At 64.4% G+C, this 25,723-nt stretch carries 21 protein-coding genes and 2 pseudogenes; 18 read left to right on the forward strand and 5 right to left on the reverse strand.

What is annotated here, in order from left to right:
• Nucleotides 1–586 precede the first annotated feature (586 nt).
• On the forward strand, nucleotides 587–1,897 hold the full coding sequence (locus tag ACNUDN_RS30370; RefSeq protein WP_431961396.1) for a rep protein: 1,311 nt from the start codon (nucleotides 587–589) through the stop codon (nucleotides 1,895–1,897).
• Between the two features lie 14 nt (nucleotides 1,898–1,911).
• Nucleotides 1,912–3,111: pseudogene (dnaB, locus tag ACNUDN_RS30375) on the forward strand (replicative DNA helicase); the annotation flags it as partial.
• Here dnaB and ACNUDN_RS30380 read toward each other — a convergent pair.
• A protein-coding gene (locus ACNUDN_RS30380; RefSeq protein ID WP_419122764.1) for an IS3-like element ISMysp3 family transposase occupies nucleotides 3,106–4,400 on the reverse strand; the annotation gives its coding sequence in 2 pieces (ribosomal slippage) (nucleotides 3,106–4,127 and nucleotides 4,127–4,400; 1,296 coding nt in all). The pseudogene dnaB and the gene ACNUDN_RS30380 overlap by 6 nt on opposite strands.
• Nucleotides 4,401–4,434: 34 nt before the next feature.
• Here ACNUDN_RS30380 and ACNUDN_RS30385 point away from each other — a divergent pair.
• From ACNUDN_RS30385 to ACNUDN_RS30395, 3 genes and pseudogenes are all read left to right on the forward strand, one after another.
• Nucleotides 4,435–4,659 (forward strand): annotated as a pseudogene (locus tag ACNUDN_RS30385) (DnaB-like helicase C-terminal domain-containing protein); the annotation flags it as partial.
• 148 nt (nucleotides 4,660–4,807) lie between these two features.
• Entirely contained in the window at nucleotides 4,808–6,391 is a 1,584-nt protein-coding gene (locus tag ACNUDN_RS30390; RefSeq protein WP_419125537.1) for an RNA-binding domain-containing protein, read from the forward strand.
• A gap of 160 nt (nucleotides 6,392–6,551) precedes the next feature.
• On the forward strand, nucleotides 6,552–8,510 hold the full coding sequence (locus ACNUDN_RS30395; RefSeq protein WP_419125538.1) for a glycosyltransferase: 1,959 nt from the start codon (nucleotides 6,552–6,554) through the stop codon (nucleotides 8,508–8,510).
• A 226-nt stretch (nucleotides 8,511–8,736) separates the two neighbouring features.
• Here ACNUDN_RS30395 and ACNUDN_RS30400 read toward each other — a convergent pair whose 3' ends face one another.
• Nucleotides 8,737–9,351 (reverse strand): TetR/AcrR family transcriptional regulator, encoded by a 615-nt coding sequence (locus tag ACNUDN_RS30400; protein WP_419125558.1) that lies wholly within the window; start codon nucleotides 9,349–9,351, stop codon nucleotides 8,737–8,739.
• A 175-nt stretch (nucleotides 9,352–9,526) separates the two neighbouring features.
• Between ACNUDN_RS30400 and ACNUDN_RS30405 the strand changes: the two genes are divergently transcribed.
• From ACNUDN_RS30405 to ACNUDN_RS30425, 5 genes are all read left to right on the forward strand, one after another.
• Nucleotides 9,527–10,813, forward strand: coding sequence for a lipase family protein (locus ACNUDN_RS30405; RefSeq protein WP_419125559.1), 1,287 nt, complete (start codon nucleotides 9,527–9,529; stop codon nucleotides 10,811–10,813).
• Nucleotides 10,814–10,987: 174 nt separating this feature from the next.
• The gene (locus ACNUDN_RS30410) at nucleotides 10,988–11,707 is read left to right on the forward strand and encodes a GNAT family N-acetyltransferase (RefSeq protein WP_431961400.1); all 720 of its coding nucleotides are present in this window, start codon (nucleotides 10,988–10,990) and stop codon (nucleotides 11,705–11,707) included.
• A gap of 429 nt (nucleotides 11,708–12,136) precedes the next feature.
• Nucleotides 12,137–12,553, forward strand: a complete 417-nt coding sequence (locus ACNUDN_RS30415) for an Imm1 family immunity protein (protein WP_419125540.1) — start codon at nucleotides 12,137–12,139, stop codon at nucleotides 12,551–12,553.
• Between the two features lie 32 nt (nucleotides 12,554–12,585).
• Entirely contained in the window at nucleotides 12,586–13,227 is a 642-nt protein-coding gene (locus ACNUDN_RS30420) for a maleylpyruvate isomerase family mycothiol-dependent enzyme (protein ID WP_419125560.1), read from the forward strand.
• A gap of 193 nt (nucleotides 13,228–13,420) precedes the next feature.
• Nucleotides 13,421–14,764 carry an MFS transporter gene (locus ACNUDN_RS30425; protein ID WP_419125541.1) on the forward strand — a complete coding sequence of 448 codons (1,344 nt, stop codon included), beginning with the start codon at nucleotides 13,421–13,423 and terminating at the stop codon, nucleotides 14,762–14,764.
• 191 nt (nucleotides 14,765–14,955) lie between these two features.
• Here ACNUDN_RS30425 and ACNUDN_RS30430 read toward each other — a convergent pair whose 3' ends face one another.
• From ACNUDN_RS30430 to ACNUDN_RS30440, 3 genes are read right to left on the reverse strand one after another with little or no spacing between them, the layout of a single operon-like run.
• The gene (locus ACNUDN_RS30430; RefSeq protein ID WP_419125542.1) at nucleotides 14,956–16,356 is read right to left on the reverse strand and encodes a cytochrome P450; all 1,401 of its coding nucleotides are present in this window, start codon (nucleotides 16,354–16,356) and stop codon (nucleotides 14,956–14,958) included.
• On the reverse strand, nucleotides 16,353–17,501 hold the full coding sequence (locus ACNUDN_RS30435) for a DUF6545 domain-containing protein (protein WP_419125543.1): 1,149 nt from the start codon (nucleotides 17,499–17,501) through the stop codon (nucleotides 16,353–16,355). Before ACNUDN_RS30435 ends, ACNUDN_RS30430 begins: the two co-directional genes overlap by 4 nt.
• Before the next feature lie 44 nt (nucleotides 17,502–17,545).
• The gene (locus ACNUDN_RS30440; protein ID WP_419125544.1) at nucleotides 17,546–18,046 is read right to left on the reverse strand and encodes a hypothetical protein; all 501 of its coding nucleotides are present in this window, start codon (nucleotides 18,044–18,046) and stop codon (nucleotides 17,546–17,548) included.
• A gap of 317 nt (nucleotides 18,047–18,363) precedes the next feature.
• Here ACNUDN_RS30440 and ACNUDN_RS30445 point away from each other — a divergent pair, with 317 nt between their 5' ends.
• From ACNUDN_RS30445 to ACNUDN_RS30480, 8 genes are all read left to right on the forward strand, one after another.
• Entirely contained in the window at nucleotides 18,364–18,696 is a 333-nt protein-coding gene (locus ACNUDN_RS30445) for a hypothetical protein (RefSeq protein WP_419125545.1), read from the forward strand.
• A gap of 354 nt (nucleotides 18,697–19,050) precedes the next feature.
• Nucleotides 19,051–20,853, forward strand: a complete 1,803-nt coding sequence (locus ACNUDN_RS30450) for a helicase HerA domain-containing protein (RefSeq protein WP_419125546.1) — start codon at nucleotides 19,051–19,053, stop codon at nucleotides 20,851–20,853.
• A 32-nt stretch (nucleotides 20,854–20,885) separates the two neighbouring features.
• Entirely contained in the window at nucleotides 20,886–21,374 is a 489-nt protein-coding gene (locus ACNUDN_RS30455; RefSeq protein WP_419125547.1) for a hypothetical protein, read from the forward strand.
• Between the two features lie 138 nt (nucleotides 21,375–21,512).
• Nucleotides 21,513–22,271 carry an HNH endonuclease family protein gene (locus ACNUDN_RS30460; RefSeq protein ID WP_419125548.1) on the forward strand — a complete coding sequence of 253 codons (759 nt, stop codon included), beginning with the start codon at nucleotides 21,513–21,515 and terminating at the stop codon, nucleotides 22,269–22,271.
• Nucleotides 22,272–22,343: 72 nt separating this feature from the next.
• Nucleotides 22,344–22,637 (forward strand): hypothetical protein, encoded by a 294-nt coding sequence (locus ACNUDN_RS30465; protein WP_419125549.1) that lies wholly within the window; start codon nucleotides 22,344–22,346, stop codon nucleotides 22,635–22,637.
• Entirely contained in the window at nucleotides 22,634–24,511 is a 1,878-nt protein-coding gene (locus ACNUDN_RS30470) for a hypothetical protein (protein WP_419125550.1), read from the forward strand. Before ACNUDN_RS30465 ends, ACNUDN_RS30470 begins: the two co-directional genes overlap by 4 nt.
• Nucleotides 24,508–25,242 (forward strand): hypothetical protein, encoded by a 735-nt coding sequence (locus ACNUDN_RS30475; RefSeq protein WP_431961409.1) that lies wholly within the window; start codon nucleotides 24,508–24,510, stop codon nucleotides 25,240–25,242. The genes ACNUDN_RS30470 and ACNUDN_RS30475 overlap by 4 nt, the downstream gene beginning before the upstream one ends.
• Nucleotides 25,243–25,293: 51 nt before the next feature.
• Nucleotides 25,294–25,518, forward strand: coding sequence for a hypothetical protein (locus ACNUDN_RS30480; RefSeq protein ID WP_419125553.1), 225 nt, complete (start codon nucleotides 25,294–25,296; stop codon nucleotides 25,516–25,518).
• Nucleotides 25,519–25,723: the final 205 nt, after the last annotated feature.

The raw sequence follows: 25,723 nt of genomic DNA on the forward strand, positions 1-25,723 counted from the left end.
GGATCGAACAGGACAAGCGCCCAGAGCGTGCGGACTGGAGAAGTAACTCAGACGGTCGGGAGGCCACTCTCCACCGAACTGAACAGAGACCCCCGAAGGGGTTCTGAACAGGATTCCTGAGTGCTGATCCTCGGAGGGCCAACTCCGAGGCCGCGATGAGAGCCAAGGGCCAACTTGATCTCTCGGTCCCCGTGATACGAGGAGAACACCATTGCTAGGTAGTTCTCAGGGTAGCTCCTACCCTGGACACAGTTCAAGACTTATAGGAAAGTCGTCACCGAACCGCCCGCTGAGCAGCGGAAATACCGGTGCGTCACCGGCGTGGCGTCCCAGCAATCCTCCTTCTGAGGGAAGTTGCCGGAATCACGCATACCGGTCGGGTTCCGCTGCCGCCGCCACGGCGAGCGCGGCCCCACAGCGTGCGGCCGCGCGCCGCCAACCGCGCGGCTCCAGGGTGCAACGCACGGCGTTCGCTGATACCGAGATCACCCTGGAGTACGCCTGCGCCCGGTCGGCTCGTGCTGAAGTACGTGCAGCTCGACGTCAATGGACCGAGCAGGCAGGCCAGGTCCCCCCAGAGATGCCTATGTGGACCAGCCGTGACGGTTGGGTCTCGGAACTGTCGGGGTGGCTGGCCGCCGATGACGGTCTTGATCACTGCCAACGGTTGCACATCAAGCCGGAGCTTGTGCTGCGGGTGGCAATGACGCTGGCGGCGCACGCCGATCACGGCACTGGTCGGCACTGCGCGGTCACCAACGCCACTGTGGCCCGCGGTGCGGGCTGCTCGGAGCGCACCGTGACCACCGTGCGCAAGGTGCTTGGTGCGTCCGGTTTGGCGGTTCTGATTCAGCAGGGACACGGGTCGCCGACCAGCGCACGTATCGGTTGGCGGCCCTCGATCTGGCATCTTGTCAGCCGGCGTCAGCCTGTGGATAACCCTGCTCGTCACGGTGGTATTTGCGACCTACCGCCATCCCGTAGGGATAGGCGGTTGAGTCACCTTAGAGATCAATCACCAAACGCGCGTACCCGCGCGTCGAAGATCAAATCTCATCGGTCGGCCAAGCGATCGCCGCGGCGCGGTCGCTGCGCGCCGCGGCCGCTGGCCATTCAACGGCTCGCTGATGAACTGGTCGGCAACAGCTACGGACGAGATCCGCTGTTGCGGGGCCTTCACCGGGGTCATATCGGCGCCATCTGCAATGCGCTCATGGTTTCGGGCATCGACCCAGCCGTGTGGTCAGCCACCCAGATCAGAAACGCTCTCAACGAGGACATGCGAACTCGGCGCAGTTCATGGCCCGACCGCATCGAGCGGCCGGCGGCCTTCCTCGCTTCACGTCTTCGGCGGCTGCCGCCGCGCCCTACGGGCGCACCGCGCGGCGGCCTAGACAGCAGGAAGGCACCAGCTGAGCGTGAAGGCTCCAGTCAGGCGCAGGCGGCGGCGCACGCGGACGTGCAGCGCTGGTATGCCGAGGTGAGCGCGGTGACCACCGCGCAGCAGCGCCGGACGGTGCTGCGCGCACACTCGGAGAAGTTCGAGGGATCGCGGGCCGCGACTGATCCGTTTGCAGCACTGGCCAACGCTGGCCGCCGCGCCGCTCGGCTCTTCCCGGATATCGCGTTGGTCGACGGCATGATGCGCTGGGCTCACCAGGTGCTGGGCGAGGAGTGTGACACCGCTGGGCTCGAACTTGGTTCGGCGCCAACGACGCTGGCTGATGACTTTGTGGCGAGGTTGGCGATCGGCGCGTGTGACTGCGTGCAGTGCGGTGCACCCAACGCTGTTGAGCGGCCGGAATTGCCGCTCAAGGCCATGTCGATGGTGTGTGACAAGTGCTGGCCGGAGATTGCTTCCGAACTTGGGTTGGCTAGCGAGGCAGAACGGGGGTAGCGGGCATGACGGATCTGCATGACGCGCCCACGCAGACGCGACGAACCGCACCCCACGGTGAGGCAGCTGGTGATGGCCGCCAGCCGCCGCAGGATCTCGGCGCCGAGCAGTCGGTGCTCGGCGGGATGTTGCTGAGCAAGGACGCGATCGCCGACGTACTGGCCCGGTTGCGGCCCGGGGACTTCTACCGGCCTCACCACCAAAGCATCTACGAGGCGGTCCTGGACCTGTACGGCAGAGGGGAACCCGCTGATGCGGTGACTGTGGCCGCCGAGCTGGATCGCCGCGGGGCTCTGCAGAGAGTCGGCGGCGCCCCGTATCTGCACACCCTGCTTGCGACAGTGCCGACAGCGGCCAATGCCGGCTACTACGCGGGCATCGTCGCGGAGAAGGCGTTGCTGCGCAGGTTGGTGCAGGCCGGAACCCGCGTGGTGCAGTACGGCTACGCCGGCGCCGAAGGGGCCGACATCGACGAGGTCGTCGACCGGGCGCAGGCCGAGGTGTACGCGGTGAATGAACGCCGCGCATCCGAAGATTTCTTCGTCCTGGATGACCTGCTGCAAAACACCATGGATGAGATCGACGCCATCCAATCCGGATCCGCGCTTTCCCAGGGTGTCCCTACCGGGTTCGCTGAACTCGACGAGCTCACCACCGGCCTACACGGTGGGCAAATGGTCATTGTCGCAGGACGTCCTGGGCACGGAAAATCTACCCTTGCACTCGATTTCATGCGGTCCTGCTCGATCAAGCATGGTATGGCCAGCATCATCTTCTCGTTGGAGATGAGCAAGTCGGAGATCGTGATGCGCCTGCTGTCCGCGGAGGCCCGGATCAAGCTCGCCGACATGCGCGCAGGGCAACTCAGCGACGATGACTGGGCCAAGATGGCGCGCCGGATGAGCGAGATCAGCCAAGCCCCGCTCTACATCGACGACTCGGCCAACCTCACCATGATGGAGATACGGGCAAAAGCCCGCCGGCTCAAACAGAAGACCGACCTGAAGATGGTGGTGGTCGACTACCTACAGCTGATGACATCCGGTAAACGCGTCGAGTCCCGACAAGCCGAAGTGGGCGAGTTCTCCCGAAGCCTCAAACTGCTCGCAAAAGAACTGAACGTCCCAGTGATCGCCCTGAGTCAGCTCAACCGCGGACCCGAGCAGCGAGTCGACAAAATGCCCCAGCTCTCTGAACCGTCCCGGGTTTCATGCACCCTCAGGTTTCTGTGATCCGGCCGGTCTACCGGTCACGAGTTGGGAATAGTAGCGGGCTTCGGCTTCGGCCGGCGGAATGCGTCCGAGGCGGTGCATCAGGCGCTGCTGGTTGTACCAGGCGACGTAGTCGGCGGTGATGTATTCGACGTCGCCCACGGTGTTCAGTGGGCCGCGGCGAAACGGGGAATCCGCCCGGACACATTCGTTCTTGTACAGGCCGATGGTCGTCTCAGCCAGCGCGTTGTCGAAGGCATCCCCAACACTGCCCACAGACGGGCGAATTCCCGAAAGGCTCAGTGTCTCACCGAATCTCACACTCGTGTACTGCGAGCCGGCGTCGCTGTGATGGATTGCGCCGTCGACGGGATGGCCTTGGCGGGCACGCAGTGCAGCGGCCTGACGCAGCGCGGATTCGACGAAGCGGGTGTGCTTGGACGCCGAGGCTTCCCAGCCCACGATCGACCCGGCGTAGACGTCGATGACGAACGCGACGTAGACGAACACGCCGGTGACGAGCTTGACGTAGGTGAAGTCGGCCACGAGCAGCACGTTGGGTGCGGCCACCCCGAACTGGCGGTCCACCAGGTCCGGCGGTCGCACCGCCTCCGGGTCGGGGATCGTGGTGCGGACCCTCTTCTGGCGGCGCACGCCTTGCCAGCCGTTCTTGCGCATCAGGCGTTCCACGGTGGACTTGGCCACCGGGATGCCCTCACGCTGCAGATGGGCCCACATCTTCAGCGACCCGTACAGCGACTCGGGCCTGCGGCGTCCGTGCTCATCAGGCTCGTAGTAGCCGGCTAGGATCTCGGTGATCGTGGCGTCCCACAGGGCCCGTTTCGAGGGCGCCCGCACCGCCCAGGCATGAAATGTCCGCGGGGCGATCGGCACGGCGTGCTCGGTGAGCACGCGGCAGATCGGAGCGACCCCGAAACGGTCCCGGTGGGCGGCGATGAACTCGCAGACCGTAGCGGTCAGCGGCGGTTGCGCGAGTCGCTCTCCCGCACGAAGAAAGACGTTGCCGCCTTGAGGATTTCGATAGTCTGCTCCAGCTCGGCGTTACGCCGTTTCAACGCCCGGATCTCCGCAGCCGCCTCCGAAGAGACCCCGTCTCGATCACCGTCATCGACCTGTTGCTGGCGAATCCAATTACGCAGCGTCTCGGCGTTCATCCCCAACCGTTTGGACACCGCGGTAATCGCCGCCCACTCGCTCGGATAGTCCTCCCGGTGCTCGCGCACCAGACGGACCGCCTTCGCTCGGGTCTCCGGGTCGTACTTGCTCGGCATGACATGCACCTTCCCAAGGAAGGAGGTGCGCATCAAACGCGGGATGGTTCACTCTGACCTACGTGAGAGCGGCAATTTGGAACAGGACTGCGACCTCGCGATCCTCGTCCATCGCCCCGACGTCTACGACCCAGACAGCCCCAGAGCAGGAGAAGCAGACCTCATGATCGCCAAGAATAGGCACGGAAGAACCCAAACCTGCACCGTCGCAGCGACATTGCACATGTCATCGTTCCGAGATCTGGCACGCGGGCACTGACAGTTTTGTAGGTTCTCAATTTTGGCTGCACTTTCTCAAGTTCGGCTGCACCACCGCTGCATTTGTGCAGTGAGCGTGAGACACGATGAGGTCGCGCTAGGCCTCTTTCAACGCGCTGTCGCGGTGCGCCCATAGGCTGGACACCACTATGGCTCTTGACCTTGTTACGTCGGCTCCGTTGCGGTCAGTGCAGAGCTTGACCGCGCTGGTGGAGGCAATTCGTCGCGCCGATCCAGGAACCCAGGAAACGCATTGGCTGGAATGGAAGAGCACGCTGGGTTTCGGAACCAAAGCTGATCGGTTCGCCGCGGCACGCGCCATCATCGCCTTCGCCAACCGCGATCCGGTCAGCGCGGCACGTGAGTGCGGCGGGGAAGCCTATCTCGTGGTCGGGGCGGCCCCCGGCCACGTTTCCGGCGTCGCCGAGGTACTCGACGCTGCGGCGTTGCACGACAAACTGCGGCCCTATGTGGATGGCCCGAACTGGTCGGTGGACTACGTCGAGGTCGACGACCGCAGCGTGGCGGTCTTCACGGTAGCCGCGCCGCGCCCCGGAGACCGGATCCACTCACTGGTCACCACCTATGAGAACAACCGGTCGGGCACGGTGTTTCACCGCGGCGTGGCCAGCTCGGCTCCGGCGACCCATCGCGAGCTGGTGATGCTGCAGGACCGGTTGCTGCAGGATCCGCCGCAACCGCTCGGCGAGCAGTTTCGTGACGCGGTTGGCCAGGGCAATCCGTTGGTGGTCGACCGGATGATGCGCTCCACGGTTCAGAACCTGCAGACCGAACGTGCCGACGCGCAGATGTTCCCTCCGACGTTCAACAGCCGCGTCCCCGTGGAGCAGCTGCGCCAGTATTTGGCAATGGCGCAGCGCTACGAGCAGCTCTCCGCCCCCATGCTGGATCAGCTCATCACCGGCTGTGCGTGGCCCAACGCTGATCACGAGCGGATCTGGACGGAGACGATGGCCGCGCTGGCCCAACCGACACCGCTGCCTGACACGGTGACCGGGCGTTTGCGTGTCGGCGGCACCCAAGCCTTGATCGTGGAAGGCCGCGATGAGCGTCTTGAGGCGTTGGCGATGCTGCCGGCCACGCTGGCGCTCTACGCCGGCGCGATCGCGGCGGTGCAGGGGCGCAACTTCGGCGCCCTGCGGGCGCTGACCACCGATGCCGCGGTCCCGTGGTCGATCACCCACCCCAACTTGCGGGTGACGGTGATCGAGAAGGTGGGCCCGTGGGAAGCGCTGTCGCGCGACGAAAGCTTGGCGTTGACGCTGCGGGCAGCCCAAATCTCGGGCGACGCTGCGGAATTGGAGCGCCGCCTGGGCGAGATCAGCCAACGGCGATGGCGCAAGCCGCCGTTTGTCTGCTCGTCGTATCTGTTCGACGCACTGCGGCCGCACTTCGCCGACCTCTACGGTCTGACGCGCTACACCGAACTGTTTCACGAGGCCGAGATCATGTTCTCCCTCGTCGTGGCCGACCAGATGGCCCAGGACCGCGTGTTCACCGAGCCGTGGTTGGGGTTGTTCGTCACCGACGCCGGCCAGACGGCCCGCCTGCAGGACAGCCGCTACGGCGCGGTGTTGGCCACGATGGAGGCCGCGGGCGCGCAGTGGCCACCGTTGCAGGCGGGCATGTTCAGTGGGGCACGCGACCGGCTGACCGCCGCCGCTCAGCGGATCACCGAATATACCGAGCAGATGCGCCACCGCGTCCCCTGAACGATTAGGGCATCAGCGCCGGCGTGGTGGTCGCGGGCGCAGCCGGTGTGACCGCACCGGCTGCGGGGCCGGCGCTATGCGACCGCGATGTGGGGTCGCGGGGGTTGTCTGGCTTCTCTAGAAACGGGACTTGTTCGGCGATGGTGGTCTAATCGCGGGTATGTCTGAGCTGTTTTTTGCGGATAACTCGTCGGGAGCGCTGGAGGCCGGGCAGTCTCGGGCGGTCAGCCCGCTGACTCGCATCATCGTGCCGCGGCCCGGTGAGCCCCTCGACGTTCGCAAGCTCTATATAGAGGAATCGGAGACCAACGCCCGGCGTGCCCACGCGCCCAACCGCACGACGCTACAGATCGGCGCGGAGTCCGAGGTCTCGTTCGCGACGTACTTCAACGCGTTCCCTGCCAGCTATTGGCGGCGCTGGTCGATCCTGGAATCGGTCGTGCTGCGTGTCGAGCTCGCCGGCAGTGCCCGCGTCGATGTGTACCGCTCCAAGTCCACCGGCGCCCGGATCACCATCGGCGGCGCGCCGATCCACAGCGCCACGGGATCCGACTTCGACGAACCCGCGGCGCTGGAGTTCGAGATCGAGCTGGCCCCGTTCGAGGATGGCGGCTGGATCTGGTTCGACATCACCACTGATGCCAAGTCCACGTTGCACCACGCCGGCTGGTACGCGCCGATCGCCGCGCCCGGCAGGGCGAGCATCGCTGTCGGCATCCCCACGTTCAACCGTCCGTCGGACTGTGTGAACGCCCTGGCCGCGTTGACCTCGGATCCGGTGGTAGACGAAGTGATCAGCGCGGTCATCGTCTCCGACCAGGGCACCAACAAGGCTAAGGACCATCCCGGGTTCGATGCCGCCGCGGCCGCGCTGGGCAATCGGCTGACCATCCACAACCAGCCCAACCTGGGTGGTTCCGGTGGCTACAGCCGGGTGATGTACGAGGCGCTGAAGAACACCGACTGCGAACAGATCCTGTTCATGGACGACGACATCGGCATCGAGCCGGACTCGATCCTGCGGGCGTTGGCGCTCAACCGGTTCGCGAAGGTCCCGACGCTCGTCGGCGGTCAGATGCTGAACCTGCAGGAGCCTTCGCACCTGCATGTGATGGGTGAGGTGGTCGACTCCGAGAACTTCATGTGGTCGGGAGCGGTCAACACGGAGTACGACCATAACTTCGCGAAGTACCGGCTCAGTGACGAGGAGGAGTACCGCAGCCGGCTGCTGCACCGTCGTATTGACGTCGACTTCAACGGCTGGTGGATGTGCATGATTCCGCGCCAGGTGGCCGAGGAGTTGGGTCAGCCGCTGCCGTTGTTCATTAAGTGGGACGACGTCGAATACGGGCTGCGTGCCGGTGAGCACGGCTATCCGATGGTGACGCTGCCGGGCGCGGCGATCTGGCACATGGCCTGGAGTGACAAGGACGACGCGATCGACTGGCAGGCGTACTTCCACTTGCGTAACCGGCTTGTCGTCGCGGCGATGCACTGGGACGGTAACATTCGCGGTCTAGTGGCCAGCCATCTCAAGGCGACGATCAAACACCTTATCTGCCTTGAGTATTCGACTGTCGCCATCCAGAACAAGGCGATGGACGATTTCCTGGCCGGACCCGATCACATCTTCTCGATCCTGGAGTCCGCGCTGCCCGACGTCCGCAAGCTGCGTCAGGAGTATCCGGACGCGGTGGTGCTGGAAAGTGCGACGGCGCTGCCTGCGCCGTCGGACAAGAAGTGGCGCAGGAAGGTCGTCATCCCGACCAATCCGCTGGCGATCTCGATCCGGTTGGGCCGCGGTGTCATGCACCAGCTCAAGCCGCACGACCCCGTCCATCACCGGCGTCCGCAGATCAACGTCGCGACGCAGGACGCGCGGTGGTTCTTGCTGTGCAAGGTCGACGGGGTGACCGTGACCACCGCGGACGGACGGGGTGTGGTCTACCGTCAGCGCGACCGCGCCAAGATGTTCGCCCTGCTGCGCGAATCAGTCGGGCTCAGCATCCGTGTCAGCACCGCATTTCCAGGAATGCGCCGCACCTACCGCCACGCCCGACCTCGCCTCACAAGCCCCAGTACTTGGCAGCAGATTTTTGAGGCCAGCAAGCCCGTTTAGCTGAGACAGAATCTGAGACGTCTTCATTCACCACAAAAGAGACAGCACGGTCAGTTCGGAATGGCGGAGCTTGGAATGGTCCGCGCGAATGGCCACGATGGAGCGCGTGGGGTCAGCCCCGTCAGCACGCGCCGAAGCTATTCCACGCTTCGTGTGCATCGAAAAGGTGACGCCATCGTCGGCGATTTCAGTGCGCCAACCGCAGGCAGAGACCGAGACGCCTAGGTTACGGACCCAGGATGTGGCGGATCATGCTGTCGAGGTCGCGGGCGTCCGCGACCACGGGGGTGCCCTGCATGAACGTGGTCATCACGCCGCTGATGAATGTCATGACCATGACCGCGCGCTGCTCGATGAGGTCGTCGGGTGTGGACGGATCACTCCCATACCACTGCGCGATCACCTCGCGCGCGAGCGCAACGAACTGCTCGGTGCCGCGGCGCATCGTCGAGGCGAGGTCATCGTCGCCGCGGGCGGCGAGCAGGATCTCGAAGCGGGCCCGCGTCCGGGTGAGATAGGGCTCAGCTCCCGACAGCATGACCAGACGTGCCAGACCGAGCGTCCCTGAGTAGCCGGTGGACTCGTCGTGAGCGAGCTCGGACATCAGGGACAGGTCGGCGAGGTCGAGTTCGGCGATGCGGCTAGCGGTGGCGTGGAGAAGCGCTTGCCGGGTACGGAAGTAGAACGAGGTCGTTCCGTCGGGCACCCCGGCGTGCTTATCGACCTTGGGGTGGCTCAGGCCGCGGGCGCCGTTGGTGCCGAGCAGGTCGATCGCAGCGTCGGCAAGGTCTCGGCGGCGCTGCGGAGCGTTGTACTTACGGCGGCTGGCGATACCGGTAATGCTATCGAGCGGTGTGACTCTCGGCGGGGATCACTCACCCGGTCGACGGACGGCGGAGAGGTGCCGGCACCGAGCGCGCGCCATTTTCTCTAGAAAATTAGAGAAAAGTCTTCCGTTTGCTTCACCAGATTGTTACTTTCGGGCGGTGATCAGGACTGGCGCGGGGCTGCTCGTTATGGCGGCTTTCTTAGCTGTCGGCATGGTGCTCACCCTTGGGAGCGTTCGGGCAGGCGCCGATGACTGGTACCCGTTCTACAACGAGGACGAGTACACCGCGTTCTACACCCAACCGAATCCGGTGCCGGACGCCGCGCCCGGGGACCTGATCCGCACCGAGCCGTCACGGCTGGTCCTTGAGCCCTCCGGTCAACTGGGGACTATTCAGGCCACTGGGACACGGATCATGTACCGCAGCACCGACGCCCACGGCACACCGAACGTGGTGACGGGCACCTACTTCGAGCCGTTCACCCCCTGGCCTGGGGAGGGGCCTCGGCCGTTGATCGTCTACGGCCCTGGCACTCAAGGCCAAGGTGACCAGTGCGCGCCGTCGCGGCAGTTCAACCAGGGCATCCACTGGTCTCCGTACCTGGACATCATGCTGAACTACGAGATGGGTTTCGTCGAGACTCTTGTCCGGCGCGGGTTCGCCATCGTGATGACCGACTATGAGGGTCTGGGGACCATCGGTGTGACGCACACCTACGTCAACCGACTCTCCCAGGGCCAGGCCATGCTCGACGCGGCTCGGGCGGCTCGGCACTTGCCGGACACGTCGCTCATTCCCGATGGCCCGGTTGCGTTCTGGGGATACTCCCAAGGCGGTGGTGCCGCGGCATCGGCTGCCGAACTGGCACCGGCCTACGCCCCCGAACTCGACATCGTGGGGACCTACGCTGGTGCGCCGCCAGCTGATCTGGCCGAGCTGTTGCCCTACGCAGACGGCAGTGCCCTGGTGGGGGTGATTGGCTACGCGCTCAACGGTGTCATGCAGTCTTACCCGGAGGCCGAGCCGAAGATCCGGGCCCTGCTCACCCCGCGCGGTCAGGACTTCGTCGACAAGACCAAGAACCAGTGTGTCGGGGAATCGGTCATCAAGTTCATGTTCCGGCACCTGCAGCCCTACTTCAACCAGCCGATCCCGGAGTTGCTGGCCGATCCGCAGTTCCGGGGACTGCTCGACCTGCAGAAGCTCGGCACCCTGAAACCCAATGCGCCCGTGCTGATCAACAGCAACCGTTACGATCCTTTGGTGCCCTACGGGCCCGCCGTTCAACTAGGTCGGGATTGGTGCGCGAAAGGTAGCGATGTCGAGTTCCGCACCAACGAAGGGCCGCCGATATTCAACAAGCTGGTCATCAACCACGCGTTGCCGATGGTCGTCGACGGGGAACCGGCCATGCAATGGATCGCTGACCGGTTCAACGGAGTAGCGACTACACCCAACTGCGGCCAGTTCTAGGGGCGTGTATCGAAAGTGCTGGTCGTCGGCGTGGCGCCGCCGAGAATGACGTGCAGTCTTCGCCCGGTCGTGCTGGGATCAATTCCTGTGAATGATTACTTTCTCGATGAAGCCGACTTGGCGGACAGGATGGAGCGGAACCTGGCGGAACACGCCTGCCATCTGCACCGGAGTATGTTCGGTGCGACCGTCGCGGAGGCCGGTGATCTCCTGGTCGCGGACAGCGGTCTGGACGATGACACGTTCAACATCGTCGCAGCGGCTCGCTTCACCGCCGGCGACGCTGCGGCCCGTATCTCCGAGACCGTCGGGTCGCTGGCCGGCACCGGCCGCGGTTTCTCCTGGTGGGTGGGACCTGCCTCGACACCGACAGATCTCACCGCCCGCCTGACCGCGGCCGGTCTACCGGTGTCCGAGCGTGAGACGGCGATGTGGGCCGAGCTGGACGACACCCTACCGATTCCCTCTGTCCCGGGTCTGGACATCCGAACGGTGACCACGCCCGAGCAGCTCGCCGATTACGCTACGGTGCTTGCCGCGAACTGGAATCCACCCGCTGAAACCGTCTGTGATTTCTTCGCTCAGGCTGCTTCCCAGGCGCTGGCCGCTACCTGCCCGGCCCGGTACCTGGTGGGCTACGTGGAGAACCGTCCGGTCTGCTCCGCCGAGGTGTTCCACCACGCTGGAGTCGCCGGCATCTACAACATCTCCACCCTGGACGCCCACCGCCGACGCGGCTACGGCGGAGCCATCACGCTCGCGACCCTTCACGCTGCCCGCGAGCGAGACCATGGCATCGCGGTCCTGCAGGCGTCGGCCGACGGCGAGCCTGTGTACCGGCGCCTGGGGTTCCGCGCCTGCGGCCAGTTCGTCGAACATGCCATCAGCACCTGAACTTCCACAACTCCACGGACATCCTTCGTCGCCCTTGATCGAGCTGGTCACAGCTATTCATTGATGGCCGCTACGAGGACAGTGGCCTCGTAGCGGCCCGCGCGCTTGTCGTATCTCGTGGCCACGGCTCGATTCCTGTTCAGGCGGTTGATGCCGCGCTCGACGGCATGCCGAGGCTTGTAGTCCTCGGCGTTGAATCCGGGCGGCCGGCCACCGAGGGAACCGAGCGTCTTGCGGTTGCGTGCCTGGACGGCCTTGTCCGGAATGGTGCAGCGGATCGAGGACCAATCCCGGCGTCGCTTGGTTTTGATCGCTGATTCGGGAGTCGTTTGATCACGGATTTGGGGGTCACCTGGGGCAACTGAATGCCGGGTTGGTCCTGCTTGATGAGCGGGTAGTGCTTTGATCGCGCTCACGGATAATTGAGGAATGTTGCTACGTTGGGATGACCAGGAAGTGCACGTCAACGATGCTGAAGAGCTGGAGTCTCGGCTTGAGTCATTGGCGAAACCAGGGTCTGCGCCGGTGTTGGTGAGCATGGCTGGCTCGGCAGGAGCTTTGTCGCTTGGGCTCGGGCATCAAAGCGGCGGGCTGCTGCTGTTTGCCGACAATGATCGATCCCAACCGCCGCTTCACAGTGTGGGAGTTGGTGATGCCGGCGGCGATGAAGTCGAGTTCGCCCGCGGCGACGCCACGTTCAGCTTCTTTCCTCGGTGTTTGGTCGACCACGGTGTGATGGTTCAGGCGGCTCGCGAGTTCTTCGATACTGGGACACTGCCCACGTGCGTTGTCTGGGAGGCTGAACCGTCGCCAGCGACCGGGAATGCTGCCGTGCTCGGCACCTAACCGTGAGATGCATCTATGCTCCTCGCGTGGCGATGAGTTCAGCCGACCGAGAGCGCGTGTTCGCCGCCGTGGCGTGTGGACGGCGAGCAATCGCAGAGGTGATCGAAGGCCTGGGCCCCGAGCAGTTGGCGACACCGAGTTTGTGTGTCGGATGGGATGTCAAAACTGTTGCAGCGCACTTGGTCAGTGACTTTGAAGATGGATTCTGGGGCTTTGTCGCGAGCGGGATTCGTCACGGCGGTATGGACCGTGGCATCGACGCCTTGGCGCGCCGTCGTGCTGACGCTCCTGTCGCCGACATCGCTGCTGCGCTTCGCCAGGGGGCCGACCATAGAATTAGCCCACCAGTCACGGGGCCTCTGACCGGACTCACGGATGTGTTGGTCCACGCCGCTGATATACACATACCGTTAGCCATTCCGCGCACCGTGGATCCAGAACACGTGACGTGGGTGCTCGACTTCCTTACCAGCCGAAGGCAACTGGGGTTTTTCCCGCGCGGACGCTTGCGCGGGATCTCCCTTGTTGATGAGGTTACGGGCTGCACGTGGGGGACCGGACAGCCTGTTGTGGGCCCGAGGGAATCGTTGATGCTCGCGGTGTGTGGTCGCATTGCAGCGTTTGACCGGCTATCCGGGCCGGCCGTGCCGGTGCTGCGCGCCAGGCTCATGTGAACGCGACCCTCACCGTCGGCGAGGGTCGCGCGGTGGGTCGGTGACTGTCGAATTAATAATCAACAACCGCCGTTGTGGGTGCGATGGGTGCTGGACCAACTAGAAACGAGCCAGTTTCGGACGTTGGCCCTGTGTTGGGCCGTCGTTAGGGTTGGTTGCACGTGGTCGAGACTCGACAGGTGGGGGTTTGTGGATGGCGCGGGTCCGGGCGATCGGCCGCAGACGTCTCGGGCCTGCTGCGCGTAGGGCGTTGATCCCCGGGTCTGGCCTGGTGTTGCTCAGCTCAGCGACCGGCGGCATGCACGGCGACATCTTCCAACTCTATGTCGTCGACACGCTGGGCTACAGTCCGAGTCTGGTCAGCGTTATCGCACTCGGCATGATCGTCAGCATTCCCGTCCAGTTGTTGGCGCCTGGCATCGTCAGCCGCTTCGGACATCGCACCGTGATGGTGGCGGGCTCCCTCACGCTGGCCCCTGCACTGCTGCTGTTGTTCTCGGCAGGCTTGATCATCGACGGATCGCGGATCGCCGCCGCCGCGGTTCTATTCGCGGGGGCCACCGTGGCCGGGGTGGGGATCTCGATTTGCTTCGGCGCGGCCTGGACTGCGTGGTACGTGGAGTTTGCCGAACCTGCCGATCGGCCGTTGTTCCTAGCCATGTTCAGCTTCGCCGCCCAAGGGACGGTCATCATGGCCTTCTTGGTGCAGACGGTCTGCTTCGACGGTGCGGTCACCGAGGTCTTTTACCGCGGCGTGGTGATCTACTGCCTGATCTATCTGCTCGGGTCGATCATCGTGTACCGCCATCTCCCAGAAACGACGGTGCGCGAGCCGATTTCGACGTTTGGTAAGGGCGGATGGCGCGAAGCCCTGCGTGACCACCGCGGCCGGTTGGTCGTGTTCGGGTCGGCGGCGCAGTTCGTGATCGGTGTGCCGCTGCTGGCGGTCTACGCGTTGACCGTGCTCGATCTCCCCGCCGCGGCAATCGGGGTGATGCTCATCGTTCGCTCGGCGGCATCTTTTGTGTTCGCACCGGTGGCCGGCTGGTTCATCGGCCGGATCGGCACGACCACCTCGATCCGGGTCCTCGGCGTAGCACTGGCCGCCCAGATGGTCCTGTGGACACTCCTGCCCAGAGTCGGTCACCACCTCGCGGCCATCGCCGCCTTCACCGTGCTGGTCGTGCTGTCACAGGTGTCGCGCTACGCCTTCGGCTTAGCGATGTCGGCCATCGCCTTCGATGTCGTAGAGCCAGAGCACCGAGTCCGAACTTTCGCTCTGGTCGACGCGGTCTCGTCGGCGGCGATGCACCTGAACCTTGCCGCTGGCGGCGCCCTAGTCGCTGCCAGTTCGACGGCCGCGTTGCTCGACACATCATGGATCCGACTGGATCCCGTCAAGATCGTCACCGCGGCCGGCACCGTGATCATCGCGTATCTGACGGTCGCGTTTCACCGTATGGCAACAGGTTTCGTCAAGCAGTCACTACCTGATGAGACTACCCAGAAGCAGCGCACAATCCGAGACGAAATGTGAGGTGTCCACATTCCCTAGAAGTGAGACAGCATGCTGGGACAGCGACCTCGGCCGCTTTGCGGCCATGGAGGTCCTTCGGCGTGCTGCGGGGTTTCGTCCTAGGACTGTCTGCGAGGCTGCCGATGTGGCTAGTTGGCGTTAGGGCGGTGAGATGCGGCTATCTGAGATCCGACGACACCACTGAGTTGGGCCTACCTGCGGTGCACGCGGAGTCGTAGGTTGTCTGGTTTGAGGGTGAGGGTTTCTGAGACTTGCAGTTTGTAGTCACGTTCGGGTTCGAGGGTGAATTGGTGCAGCGTGGCAGCCAGGGTCAGCATGATTTCGTGGAGGGCGAACTGGCGGCCAATGCAGGCGCGGGCCCCGGTGCCGAAGGGCTTGTAGATGTGCGGTGGCAGGGCGCGGATGGTGTCGGGCAGGAAGCGGTCGGGGCGAAACTGATCGGCGTCGTCGCCCCAGGTGGCGGTGTCGCGGTGTGCGGCGAGCAGAAGAACGAAAACCCAGTCGCCCTTCTCGAATTGGTACTTGCCGTCGCCGATGGCGGTGGTTGTTTTGGCTTGCCGGAAGTAGCCGGGTGCGACAGGCCACAGGCGCAGCGTTTCGTCGACGATGCGGCGCAGGAAGCGCAGACGGGCTACGTCGTCGAAGGCGATGTCGGGGAACGAGCGCTCGGGCCAGCGCTGATCGATCTCAGCCTGGGCGGCGGCGAGAACGTCGGGGTTGTTAGCCAGGTAGTGCAGGGCGAAGCTGATGGCGTTGGCGGAGGTTTCGCTGCCGGCCACGAGCAAGGTCAGGATCTGGTTGGCGATGTTGGCGTCGTCGAGGTATTCGCCGGTAGAGGGATCAGCGGTGTTGAGCATGAAGTCGAGCATGTCCTGGGGCCCGGCGTGTGCGCCGGCGCGGCGGCGGGCGTCGATGATGGTTGCGACTTGCTCGCGCAGCCACACCTTGTCCTGTTGGTGCTGACGCCGCTGTCCCTTCCCGAACAGCGTCTCGTAGAAGGGGATTGCGTCGGTGCGTCGGTTGGCGTACTTGAGTTCGCGGAGCACCGTGGTGATGAAAGGGTCATCGCTGGTGTCGCCGAGCTTGTTGAAGGAGTGGCCTATGCCGGCGCGGGCGACGATCTCGGTGGTGAGTCGGTTCGCTTCGGCGGGCACGTCGATCCAGGATGTGGTGTCGGCGCGGGCGCTCCAGGCGTCGATGAGTTCGGCGACGGTTGCGGCCATGGTGGGGTGGTAGGACGCCATGGCGGTCTTGGTGAAGGCCGGCATGAGGATGGCGTGTGCTTTGGCCCAGTTGGGCTCGTGGTTGTAGGCGGTGAAGAGGCCGTCGCCGGCGACGGGCCGCAGCTTGCGTAGTGAGTGGCCGACGTGCTTCTCCCAGGTGGCTTCGTCGTTGACCTCGTTGATGAGTCCGGTGTCGGACAGCACAATGACGGGGAAGTTGAATATGCGTTGCTCGACGATGCCGCCGTGTGCGGTGATGTCGCGGGCAAGGCCCTGGGTGGGTTTGGCCATGTCGATGGTGAGAAGGTCGCCGAGGATCGGTAGGCGCCATCGGGGGTGCGGCAGGGACGCGCTGGAGGTGCTGGTCATGAAGTGTCGCTCATCTCGTGTTGTGGGTTGGCTGCGGCTTCAGCGTGCGGCCACCAACGGGCAAGGCGGAGCAGCTCGTCGGTCTCCTCGTCGAGGTTGGTGGAGCGCGTGCTGAGCACGGTACTGACGTCGAGGGGAGTCGGCTCTTCGCCAGCGTATTTGGCCTGGACCGCGAGGGCGAGCTGCAGCGCGTCGATCGCGTCTTGGCGGAGGCGGACCGACACCATCTGTGTGGTGAGGAATCGTTCCGCGACGGTAGTGGGTACGTCGCGGAAGTACGGGCGGAGCTGCAGAATGGCGTCGCGAATCTGCACGGTGGCTTGGTGGAGTTCGAGCGGGCTCCTACGGCGGGAGGTGCTGGGTGTCCGCAACTCGAACGCGGCTTCAGGGACGGCGGCGAGCATGGCGTCCCGTAGCGGCTGGAGCCGGCGCCAACGACGGCTGGTTAGGTCGAAGCCCGCCTTGGCGAAGATGGCGAGAGCGAATGGGATGGAGGCCAGGACGTTGGCCCCGACTGATTCGGAAAAGAAGATGAACCCATGCAATGCGAGTCGGTAGTCCTGGCTGTAGAGCCAACCCAGTTCTTCGAAGGCCGCCAGGATGGGCGCCTCGATGCTGCTTACTCCGATGGACAGTCCGATTGTCAAACCGCCGACAGCGATAAGGCGCTCTTGGCGGCGGGCGTTGGGGCGCCGCAGTTCTCGGAAAGACAGCACGGTGAGTTGAACTCCGAGGATGCACAGCAGGAGGACGTAGAGGCTCCACGCCAGCACGCTGCTCCACCCGCCGTAGGCTTCCAGAGTTTCGCCGGCCGATCGTGCGGGCGTGGCGGCGAGCCAGAACGCGGCGGCCAGCAGTGTTGCGGCGAAGCGGTGGAAGCGTTGTCGGCGGCGAACGGCTTCCGGGGATAGCCGGGTCCACATGGTGATGAAGCCCATGAATTCTGCCGCTGTGAAGATCATGAGCACGAGCGAGAGCTGCTGGGTCGCCGTGACTGGCAGGATGCCGGCAGCAGCGAGAGGGTCTTGAACGGCGCGTTCGCGTATGAGGTTGACGACGAGCATTCCGGCCAGAGTGTGGTTGAGGTAGCGCTCCCACAGGCTGTTGTTGAAGAAGAGGTATCGGAGAGCGACTACGACAGCCATGAAGGCCAAGAGGGGCCAGGCGATGTGGCCCGGAATGGTGGCGGTCATCGTCTCCGGAGGAAGACGCCGCCCATCACCGACTGTTCATCGGCGGCCTCTGCTGCGGCGATCATCAGAATGTTGGCGAACATTTCTGCGTCACGTTCTTGGGTGGAGTCGAAGTTCGAGCGGCCGAGTACGGCTTGAATGGTACGAGGGTCGATCGCGGGCAGGATCTTGCGGCACAAGTCGTACTCGCGGTCGCGGTTCTGGCCGAACGCCGGTGCGCGGTCGTGGCCCAGCATCATATGGCCGACCTCGTGGCAAATTATCTGATCGGCGTGGTACGGACTCGTACCGATTTCGTGGGCGATCACGTCTTCGTGTTCGCGGGTAAGCCAGAGCCCGCAGGGGCTGCCGGCCATTGCTGTGGTATCGGTGGGGACCAGCCGGATCGGGCGACCGCGAAGCTCGGAGAGGTTGGCAATAAATGCCTCTCGGTCCCAGGGAACGGGAATGGGCAGCTCACGGGCCATCGCGAGCATGTCTTCGTTTGAAACGGCCATCTTGATTCTTCCCCGTGTGCACATACAGGCGGTAGCCGCTGCGGATACCGCGCGTAATGACCATAACCCGCTTTCAGCTAAGCGGTCTGAATCACAAAGCGAAGCCACGAGGTCAGTTGTGTTGTCGGCGCTTGAGGTCGGTCCGTGCGCCCTGCCGTGGCCGTTGCCAGTTGGCACCAGTTTCCGGTAGTCAGCCGGGGTTGGCTGCGGACCTGAGCGTGTCCCAGCCACACGCGATGAGCCCGGTGCACGATGGCAGCAGAGCCCACGGTGGGAATCAGCAACGTGCAATACCACGCGACCGGATTGGATCGACGATGAGCAACGCCGCACTGATCACGACCTTGGCTGCGGTCATCCGCGACGTCGACGGTGCGCATCGCCTGGGGGCGGCCGAACTTGCCGAAGCGTTGGTCAGCCGCGGCGTGACGATCACCGACCCCGCAGAGCAGCTCTACGCAACCGCAGTCGACGCCGGCGACGGAACCGTGCAACCTGTCTCGACGCCGTCCCGAACGTCAACCGAGGCCGAAGATGACCTGGCAACGCTGCTCGGCGACGACTACTACCGAGACCGCCGACCGTTCATCGCAACGGCCCCGCGGCAAATCTGGAGTCCCATCGCGCCGGCCGACGGTTCCCATGGGTGAGCAGTTCTACGGCCTGCCCGTAGCCGGCCAGGACGGCACGCAACTATCCGGAGAGCGCCGCGGGCGCGAGGACCGGCCGAGGCCGCGGCGCCAGTGCGCTTACTGCTACATCAACCGCTTGGCGAATCGGAGCCGCGACCCCAGGTGCTGCGAGGTGCGCCCGCAGGAAATGCTGCGACCAGCGCACCGTGAGGGGTGTGACCAACGGCTGAGAGAACGTGACCAAGCGCAGGCCGCGGTTGTTGAGCCGTCAGGCGGACAGCGGGGCGGCGGTGGGCAGATCAGGATCAGCGTTACCAGCTGCAGCAGGGTGGCGCGGTGCGCCAATGGTGCGATGCGTGCGGTGGTCGTCTCGTGAAGGGCACTCAGAGCGCCGTTATCGAGATTGCCGCCGGTGTGCAGCTGCCACTTGAAGTTGTCACCTCGACGATCGCGATCCTGGCCAACCGAGGTGGCGGAAAGTCAGCGTTAGCGCACTTGTTGGTCGAGCGCATGTATGAGGCCGGATTGCCGATCGCTGTCGTTGATGTCAAAGGTGACTGGTGGGGGATCCGGTCGAGCGCTGACGGGAAGGGTCCTGGGTTGCCCTTTGTGATCTTCGGCGGGGATCACGGGGATGTGCCGTTGGAGTCAACGGCAGGCGAGCTGCTGGCCGACCTGATCGTTGACGACCGGATTCCGGCGGTCCTTGACCTGTCCGACATGTCCAAGACTGCTCAACGGCAGTTTGCGACGGCGTTTGCAGAACGGCTGTACCGCCGCAACCGGGATCCGTTGATGGTAGTCATTGAGGAGGCTGACGTCCTGATCCCGCAACGGGTCTCGGCGGACAACGCTCGGCTGATCGGGGCGATGGAAGACCTGGCCAAACGTGGCCGAAGCCGCGGTATCGGCATGCTGACAGTCAGCCAGCGTCCCCAGGAGGCCGCCAAGGCGGTACTGGATTTAATGGAAACCGTTGTCCTGCTGAGGATGACGGGTCCCCGGTCGATCAAAGCTGTGCGTGAGTGGATCAGCGTCAACTCCGACCAAGACGACGAGGATGTACGCGACATCATCGGGTCGCTGCCGTCTTTGGCGGTCGGCGAAGGCTGGGTGTGGAGTCCCGGATTTCTCTGGCTGTGCAAGCGTGCACAGTTTCCCCTGTTCTCGACGTTCGACTCACACGCCACACCGGCGCCCGGGCGGATTCGCGTTGTCCCGAAGGCCCGCGCGGAGATCGACCTGGATCGACTCGGGGCAGAGATAGCCGCCACCCGTGAACGTGCCCGCGAGTCCGATCCGAGCGCGCTGCGAGCTGAAGCCAAAGGTTTGCGCAATACCCTTGAGGATGCTCAAGCCCAGATGGGGGCGGCGACCGCCGCAGAAGCCCAGCTGCGCCAGCAGCTCGTGGAGCGTGACGCTGACATCGCTGCTCTGCGTCGTCGGGTCGCCGAGCTTGAGGCCGGTGCCAATACGCCGGAGGCTGTTGAGGCGCTGAGTGCGGCAAGCGAGCTCATAAGCACCGCGCTGTCAGCCTTGATGCCCTGCCGGGGTGAAGGATTCACCGACGGTGAAGCCGGCGCGTCAGCGCGGGCATCTCGGGCGGGCCCGGAGGTGGGCCGTGTGCCGCCGATCGCGGCCGAGCGTGCGGGGGGGCGTAGGCGGCCGACGACGATCGACGCGGGCTCGCAGAAGTTTCGCAAGGGTGCGCATCGGATGATCGAAGCGCTCGCACGTATGGACCCACTTCGTCTGACTAAGGCGCAATGGAGCACGGTGGCCGGTATCCGGCACACCGGTGGCACCTGGTCGACCTACCTTGGTGAACTGCGCCGCGCCGGATTCCTCGATGAGACCAGCGCCGGATTCAGGCTGGCCGAGGCGGGATGGGACTACTTGGGTGTGAGGCCGGAACCCATGTCCGCGGCCGAGCTGCAGCAGCACTACCTGAGCATTCTTCGTGCGGGTGCGAGCAGGATGCTGCGGGCCTGCGTGGATGCCTATCCCGAAGGCCTTACCAAGCAGCGGCTGGCAGAACTCGCCGAGGTCGCCTCCAGCGGAGGAACGTTCTCGACCTACCTCGGTGAACTGCGCCGAAACGGCCTCGTTGAACAGCGCGGAAACCGCGTGATCGCAACAGAAATCTTGATGTATGGCGCCGAGGCGCAGAGATAGCCAATCAATTCAGCGAAGGGAACGTGGCATACATGGGTGCGGTGGATGACGGCAGCGCCCGGCGCGGGGCGAAGGGAGTCAGGGCCGCTGCAGATGTGGAAAGTGCTGTTGCTGTGCACCGGGGCGACGCCGGCGTGGATGCAGGCGAACAACTCGGACTGGAGCTGTGGGCCCGCGAATACGATCTTCCGCCGCGCTGGGACGGCCTGATCGCTGAGTGGGGCGATTGGGACGACACCGGCCGAATGTTCATCTGCCCTGCGCCCAAGAAGGCGTCTCGGTGCGCGCAATGCGGTAGCTTCCGGGCCGCCCTGATCTGTACAGGCAGGTTGTGGACGGATCCGAAGGCTGCGCCGCGTGCAATCGGTCGAGCGCGAATGCGCGGAGGTCGGCACCTGGTCGGCCTCATTTCTGCACTGCGCTGTCCTGACTGCGAGCACGACACCGTGACTGACCCCAACGGCCAGGAGTGGGACCTCGACGAAACCGACTACACCGCAGCGGGTTCCGTCGCGCCCTGAGCAGTTTCCGGGCCGCGTGGTGGGCAGAGAGGTTATGGCCGCAAACGCTGGCGATCAATCTAGTTGCGTAGATAGATTGAGGGGTGTTAATGTTGGGATGCAAGGTCGCGGACGGCCACAATCGAGGGGAGGGCCCGGGTGAAGCGCATCCGGCGCATAGTGCTTGTACTGGTCATTGCCGTAGGTGTGTCTGCGTCGTGGGACCGCTCGGCCATGACGGAGGCCTTCACCTCGGTGGTCGATGCGGTCCGGACGAGTGTCGAAGGTGTCGTTGCGGCACCGATCGCGCCGCTGCCGCCCTCTGCGGCTGGCGACAAGATCGCCGTCCTGTTGCGCGACGTGCACGTGCTTTCTCAGTTGCCGGATGTGCGCGGATACGAACGCGGATGCAAACGCCACGAGGCGTGCTCGTTCGGGCCGGCGTGGAATGATCCCCAGGATCATTCAGGCTGTGACACGAGGTCCAGAATCCTCAAAGCGCAACTCGCTGATGTCGTGATCAAGCCGAAAACGCAGAACTGCAAGGTTCTTTCGGGAACCTTGCACGACCCCTACACGGGATCAACCGTCTTTTTTGATGCCGTGGCCGATCCGTCTGGCGTTCAGATCGACCATGTGTTCGCGCTCGGGCGTTCCTGGGATGCCGGTGCATGGACGTGGGATCAGCAGACCCGTGTGAAGTTTGCCAACGACCCAGAGAATCTGATTGCCGTGCCTGGAGCGGTGAACCGCGAAAAATCCGATTCCGGGCTGGCGTGGCTGCCGCCGAACCGGGACTTCCAGTGCACGTACATCGCGCGGTACCTTGCGATCGCCGTCAAGTACGGACTAAGCATCAGTGCGCAGGACCGCGACGTCGCCGCCGGCCGGTGCCCGCCCGTGTCACAAGGGGCCTGATGAACCACGAGCTGCCCATGTGCGTGCGTAGATTGAGGGGATGTCAGGCGCGGATGGCAGGGGAGTGGGCTCATGTCGGAATCGAAGCGAAGTCGGATCGAGCGACGCAATTACTCGGTTCGACGCGCCGAGCGCACCGCGTCGACGGCGGTGCGGCGCGGTCAGCGTTGGTCGATCCCGGATGCCCGGATCGCTCTGGATCTGTCGCTGAGCGTGCCCGAGGCGGCCCTGCAGGTAGGTCGTACGGCTGCCGCGGTGGAGAACCTGCGTCGGAAATGGCGGCTCGGACAGCTTGCCTCCGGACTGGCCGACCAGGTTCCGCCTCCGCCCAGGGCGCCCGAACCAGGAAAGGACTCTGATCGATGAGCGTGTACCGCATCACCCGCGACGGACAGACCTGGCAGTTGGGGGCCGACGACGGTGGCGAGTCAGCCGACATCCTGGACTGGATCATCGAAGAACGATGCACGCCCGCACCTCCGCTGGTGGGACTGTCGCGCCAACAGGTCGTCTCACGGCTGGGCAGGGGCATCCCAGCTGACTTTCCTGAGCCCGATGTGACCGCAGGTGACACAGATCAGGGAGGGGTGCGCATCTGGTGGGACTCCACGGTGCAGGACTACCTCGCCGGCGTACGAAGCGTGCCGGAAATGGAGGGCGAGGAGCCCGCTGACACGCAACCGCAAGCCAAGCCCGGCGCCTGGGTCAAGGGTTCCCGGCAGTGGCAAGACGTGGAGTACTCCGGCGCGGATGACCGCGTGCTGATCGTGACCAGCTACGGCATAGTCAACCCCGCTGGCACCGTGGTCAAGCCAGCACTCGGAGAGCCGGGCAATCTGCTGAAACTAGCAGTCAAGTACCCCTGGGCACGAAGCGACGGCGAACCTGATCCGCAGATATGGATCACAGGGCAAGCGTTGAGGGACTTGGAGTTCCCCGTGCCGGGGCCGGATTCTGGCGCCAAGATCGAAGATGTTGTTGGAGATTTCTTCGGGTGTGAGGTCACCTACCAGAAGTCGGGATACTTCACCTGCCTGTTCCCGACGCCGGACCCCACGCAATGGGAGGACCGCAAAGTCGATGTCGTGATCATGCCGTACACGCATTCCGATCCGGCACGGTCACGCCCCGACGATCGCGGCGTTCTGGGGATCATGGGCACCTCGACAATCCTGCCTGCCGACGAGACCGATGCCGCGCACCTGCTGGCCGACCGGATCGCGTGGCTCTACAGTCTCGACGGGACCCTGCCCGGGCCGCGGTGGTCGCGGGTCGGAGCACGAATCGCCAGAGCCCGGATGAGCAAAGCGCGGCCCACGGTCCCTGCCGGCATGGATCCCAAGCCCAAGCTCGTGCCCTGCCCGCTGCCCTCGCGCATCGCCAAGAGCGGCAAGCTGCCCAACGCGTGGTGGACCGCCGACAGCTGGGATCGCAAGCACCGCGCTATGGGTGAGGGTATCGACATTCAGGTCGACCAACAGGCCGCCTACCTGCCCTCGGCTGAAGGGCTGTATCTGGGCTGGGGCACACCGGAGTTCATCGACCCCAATCCGGAATGGTTCCACGAGGCGCGGCCGCCGTTCATGGTCGCCCAGATCACGGTCCCGGCCGGCAAGGATTGTGATGGGCTCTCGCCGCAGCTTCCCGTGCCACACCCCGGCATGGCCTGGCGTAAAGAGTCGACATTCTCCGCCACCACGGTCGATATTCAGCAGCTGCTGGCCCCGGTGGAAAATGGTGGCGCGGGCCTGGCCGTCGAGGAGATCGAGTTCCACGTGGCCTACGTATGGCCCGTACAGCACCAGTGGCTCAAACAGTTCTCCGCGCTCCTGCGCACCAAACTGGCCGAAGCCAGAGCCACCGACCGGCTGGACTACCAGCAGATGTGCCAAGCGCTGTACAAGAGCGTGTTCGGCCGCTGCTCGTCGGTCGGCGAGAACGCCTGGGCATACCCATACACGCAGCTGCAGCAACCAGCCTGGTCGGCGGCCATCGAGGGCATGACTCGGTGGCGGGCCATGCGCTACGCGTGCCGCATCGCCCGTGACCACAACCTGTACCCCACCGAAGCGATGGTCGATGCGTGGTTCTACCGGGTGCCCGAGGGGTTTGATCCCCACAAGCTGGAGGATCCGCTCGACGAGAAGACGGGCCTGCGCCGAAACGGCAGCTACCGGCTCAAGGACCTGACCGATCCCGAGGGCGGCGACGACGGTCCACCTGATGGCGACGACTCATGAGCATGGAGTTCTGGGATCTGCCCGGAACGGGCAGCGCCCAGCAGCAGGACGAAACATCACCTCTGCGTGAAGCTTTGGATGCGCTTACCCAACGTCGCCTCACCGAGCTCGGCGCGGGCTGGCGTGCAGCGCCGCAGCGCACCCAGCTTGCCGAAGCGGGCCGGCGGGCCCGTCGTGAACTCGCCAGACGTATCGGACGCCACACCGGAAAGAAAGCGGTGTCAGAACAGACGATCGCCCGGCGGGCTCGCCAAGCCACCTTGCCGCCAGGAGTGGAGAAGTTCTGGCTGGACAGATGGGCCGCGATCGACCGAGCCGGCGGTATCGCCAAGCTCGCTCAGCAGATCGGCGCCGGCATCAGCCAGGTCCGGCGATGGCGCGACTCCCCGGATCCCGACGCCAAAATGCCGATCAGGCGCGGCCGCGCTGTCCGCATCCCAGTATCGATGACGGTGATCAGGATCAAAGTCACCGGATCGGTGGTGATCAACGCCAAAGAATACCCCCGCGATATCCCGACCGACCCCAACATCGACTACGACACCATCGAGGTCGACCCGGGCGGCGATCTCCTGCAAGCCTTCTACGACGGCGACGACGAACAGCTCAAAGACGAACTGGGCGAACAGATCGCGATGCAAATCATCACAGCGACATGGGACAACCTACCGAGTACATACCAGATCGGATACCTCGTCGACGAAGTCGTACTTTTCGAACCCGAGGATTGAAGCCCGAACGAATAATGACCGCGGCGAACCTTAAGGAAAGGAGAAAGCGAAGTGGACAGTCTTGATCAGGCGGGAATGATTCTCTACGCGCTCAAAGAGATTCTGCGTGAGCGGCAGAAAGAACATGGTCGGCCGTGGCCAACCGACAGCGAATGGCAGACCATCAACGACGCGATAACAGCCACAGGGTTCGAGATCGACGCGCCATTTTCACGCGCAGGGATGCAGGAGTGGCAATCGAGTCTCGAAGCCGGACTACGCGCCCCAGCAGGCTGACCCGTACGCGCGCCTGGTAGCGCGAAGATCCAACGCGGCCGGTATTTAGCCGGCTATGACGCGCCAACGCCGCCGCACCACCACCCCACCCGATGCCCGGGTGGGGTGGTGGTGCGGCGATTGGATCGGGGCCACGACGTCTCTCTTTTTGTCGGTGGTCGTCAGTAGTGTCAGGGGTGTCGAGCAAGCCGTTGGGGCGGGCTCA

The sequence above is a fragment of the Mycobacterium sp. smrl_JER01 genome (genome assembly GCF_048513595.2).
Lineage (GTDB): Bacteria > Actinomycetota > Actinomycetes > Mycobacteriales > Mycobacteriaceae > Mycobacterium.